The sequence below is a fragment of the Pseudomonas sp. NPDC088885 genome, from assembly GCF_044750025.1.
Taxonomy (GTDB): Bacteria; Pseudomonadota; Gammaproteobacteria; order Pseudomonadales; family Pseudomonadaceae; genus Aquipseudomonas; species Aquipseudomonas rustica.
This window is the reverse complement of sequence record NZ_JBIVJB010000182.1, coordinates 1-4068: the sequence shown is the minus strand read 5'-3', so window position 1 is coordinate 4068 and position 4068 is coordinate 1. Positions and strand designations below refer to the sequence as shown.

General features: G+C 57.5%; 2 protein-coding genes. Both read left to right on the top strand.

From position 1 onward, the window contains the following. Positions 1–40: 40 nt before the first annotated feature. Entirely contained in the window at positions 41–2839 is a 2799-nt protein-coding gene (locus ACIP1X_RS28015) for an LPS-assembly protein LptD (RefSeq protein WP_400755892.1), read from the top strand. Then, positions 2820–4068, top strand: a 1249-nt coding sequence (locus ACIP1X_RS28010; protein WP_400755891.1) for a peptidylprolyl isomerase, incomplete at its 3' end; no start/stop codon positions are given. The genes ACIP1X_RS28015 and ACIP1X_RS28010, both read left to right, overlap by 20 nt.

The following is a 4068-nucleotide window of genomic DNA, read 5'->3' as shown; positions in this document are numbered from 1 at the left end:
ACCGCGGGCAGATGGCACGCAGGAAGCCCGGACTAATAAGATGGCATTGAAATCCCCCGCGTTTCGTAAAAAATTTCCGTTGTTGGTAACCGGCAGTCTGCTGGCTATGCAACCTCTGGCCAGTCAATTCGTTGTTGCCGCCGAGCAGTATGACTGCTCCGTCTCGGCAACGGGTGGTTGGGCCTGTGCGCCCAAGGCGACGGCGGCTGCATTGCCACCGCGCCCAGTGCATGACGGCAGTGCCGTCAGCGCTGCCGGCGACGCTGAGACCGAAAACGGTTCGACCGCCGACACTGGCCCTAAAACAGCACTCGTCACCGAAGCCAAAGGCCGCGGCCTGAAAGCCCGTAGCGAAGACTACAGTCACCTCGACTGGGTTCCGCGCGAGAAGCTGACCGCCGCGCAACTGGCCGAAACCGGCCCGTACTGCTCCGGTGCCTACATCGAGCCGCCTCGTCCTGGCATGAATGACAAGACGAGCAAAAGCGATGCGCCTACCTTTATCGGCGCAAAAGCCTCGCGCTATAACACTGATGATCAAGTCGGTACGCTGGCCGGTGATGTCGTCTTGCGTCAGGGCAGCATGCAGGTTGAATCCGACGAGGCGAGCCTGTACCAGGCCGAGAGCCGCGCTGAACTCAACGGCGGTGTGCGCATTCGCGACAACGGCGCGCTGATCGTCGGCGACCACGCCGATGTACAGCTCGACACCGGTGAAGCCAAGGTCGACAACGCCGAATACGTGATGCACAAATCGCGTATCCGCGGCAGCGCGCTGTACGCCAAGCGTGCCGAGAACGCGATCATCCGCTTGAAAGACGGTACGTACACCACGTGCGAACCGAACAGCAACGCCTGGCAGCTCAAGGGCAACAACATCACCTTGAACCCGGCCACCGGTTTCGGTACTGCGACCAACGTGACACTGCGGGTCAAAGACATCCCGATCCTGTACACCCCGTACATCTACTTCCCGATTGACGACCGTCGTCAGTCCGGCTTCCTGCCGCCGACCATTGGCACCGGCAGCGATACCGGCTTCATGCTGGTTACTCCGTACTACTTCAACCTGGCGCCGAACTACGATGCCACGTTGTATCCGCGTTACATGGCCAAGCATGGTCTGTTGATGGAAGGCGAATTCCGCTACCTGACCAAGTCGAGCGAAGGCCAGTTCGGCGCGGCGTATCTGAACGATGAAGATACCGATCGCAGCAACCAGACTGATTATGAAAAAAATCGCTACATGTACAACTGGCAGCACAAGGGCGGTCTCGACTCTCGAGTTCTGACTCAGGTCGATTACACCAAAATCAGTGACCCCTACTACTTCCAGGATCTGCAGACCGATCAAATCGGTGTGAAGAGCTCCGACTTTGTGAATCAGCAGGGCTCGGTCACTTATCGTGGCGACAGCTACACCGCTCGATTGAATGCTCAGCAGTACCAGTTGGCGACTGTGTCAAACATCACGCCCTATGGCCGCTTGCCACAGGTCACCTTCAATGGTCAGTTGCCGTATCACCCTGAAGGCCTGGACTTCGATTACGAGACTGAGCTTGTTCGCTTTGACCGTGATCTGCAAAACGGCGACTTCGTTAACGAAGATGGTACGGTTGAAACGCGCCTTGATAACAACATCACTGGATTGGCACGGGCCAACGGCGATCGCCTGAATCTTAAACCAGGTGTCAGCTTGCCGATGAACTGGACCTATGGCTTCCTGAAGCCATCGCTCAAGTATCAATACACCCAGTACCAACTGGATCTGGATGGCAAAGGCAAATCGCAAATTGATGCGATGAGTCCTGACCAACAGAAGCTCAATGGCAAGTTTGACAGCAATCAAAACCGCGGCGTGCCGATTGCCAGCATCGACAGTGGCCTGTATTTCGACCGTGATACGTCGTATTTCGGCAAGAACTATCGCCAGACGCTGGAACCCCGCTTGTTCTACCTCTATGTTCCCGAGGTCGATCAAGAAGACATTCCGGTATTTGACACCGGCGAATACACCTTCAACTACGCGTCGTTGTTCCGTGACAACCGCTTCTCCGGCTCCGACCGCGTCGGCGACGAGAACAAACTGTCGCTGGGCGTAACCAGCCGCTGGATTGAAGATGATGGTTTCGAACGCCAGCGCGTGAGTGTCGGCCAAGCCCTGTACTTCAAGGATCGCGAAGTACAACTGCCAGGTATCGACGCGAAAACCCGCGACGATGCGCACGCCAACGTTTCGCCGTACGCACTGGAATACGAATATCGCTGGAACCGCGATTGGCGCACCACGGCCGACTACAACTGGGATCCGGACAGCCGCAGCCCGCGGTCCGGCAGCGCGATGTTCCACTACCAGCCTGAAGATAATCCGAACAAGGTGGTCAACCTCGGTTATCGCTATCGCAACGACCAGGTTCGTTACGACCAGAACACCGGTAAATGGTCGGTGGGTGGTGGTGATTACGGCAGCCCGGGCGACAAGAACTACGTCAAGGACTACTACAAGATCCAGCAGCATGATTTCTCGGTCATCTGGCCGATCGTTCCGCAGTGGAGCGCCATCAGTCGCTGGCAGTACGACTACAACCGCAACCGTACGCTGGAAGCCTTCGGTGGTTTCGAATACGACAACTGCTGCTGGAAACTGCGCCTGATCAACCGTTACTGGGTCAGCTATGACGAATTCAGTCAGAACGCCCCGGAAAACGAAAAAGGCGACCACGGCGTCTTCCTCCAAATTGTTCTGAAGGGACTCGGCGGCCTCACTGGCGCCAAGGTAGAGAGCTTCCTCGACAAAGGCATCCAAGGTTATCGTCAACGTGAAGACCAAGCTTTCTGATTGTCTGCGCCCGCTGATGCTGGGCGCGCTGTTCCTGGGTACTGCGGCCAACGCCGCCGTTCAGTCCATTGATAAAGTGGTCGCGATCGTCGACAACGACGTGGTCATGCAGAGCCAACTGGACCAGCGTGTCCACGAAGTTCAGCAGACCATCGCCAAGCGTGGAGGCGGCCAGCCACCTCCGGGCGTACTGGATCAACAGGTGCTTGAGCGCCTGATCGTCGAAAACCTGCAACTGCAGATCGGCGAACGTTCCGGTATCCGCATCACCGATGAAGAGCTGAACCAGGCTGTCGGCACCATTGCACAACGCAACAACATGACTGTGGATCAATTCCGCGCCGCTCTGGCTCACGACGGTCTGTCTTATGACGACGCTCGTGATCAGATCCGCCGTGAAATGGTCATCAGCCGTGTGCGTCAGCGTCGTGTGGCAGAACGCATCCAGGTCTCCGAGCAGGAAGTGAAAAACTTCCTCGCTTCCGATCTGGGCAAAATGCAGCTGTCGGAAGAACTGCACCTGGCCAATATCCTGATTCCAACCCCGGAAAGCGCCAACTCTGAAGCGATTCAGAACGCTGCCCGTCAGGCCATGGATGTTTACCAGCAACTCAAGCAAGGCGCCGACTTCGGTCAATTGGCTGTAGCCAAATCCGCCAGCGACAACGCATTGGAAGGCGGCGACATGGGCTGGCGTAAAGCTGCTCAATTGCCACCTCCGTTCGACCGCGAGCTGAGCAGCATGGCCGTAGGCGACATCACTCAACCAGCGCGCACACCGGGTGGTTTCATCATCCTCAAGCTGCTGGCCAAGCGTGGTGGCGAGACCCAGATGCGAGACGAAGTGCATGTCCGCCATATTCTGGTGAAGCCAAGCCCGATTCGCGACGAAGCCAAAACCAAAGCCCTGGTGCAGTCGCTGTATGACCGCATCGTGGCCGGTGAAGACTTCGCTGAACTGGCGAAAAGCTACTCCGAAGACCCGGGTTCGGCCCTTAACGGCGGCGACCTGAACTGGATCGATCCGGGCGCACTGGTGCCGGAATTCCGCGAAGTGATGGCCAAGACCCCACAAGGTCAGCTGTCCAAGCCATTCCAGACCCAATACGGCTGGCACGTTCTGGAAGTCCTTGGCCGTCGCGCCACTGACAGCACCGAACAGGCCCGCGAGCAGCAAGCCATGACCGTACTGCGTAACCGCAAATACGACGAAGAGCTGCAAACCTGGT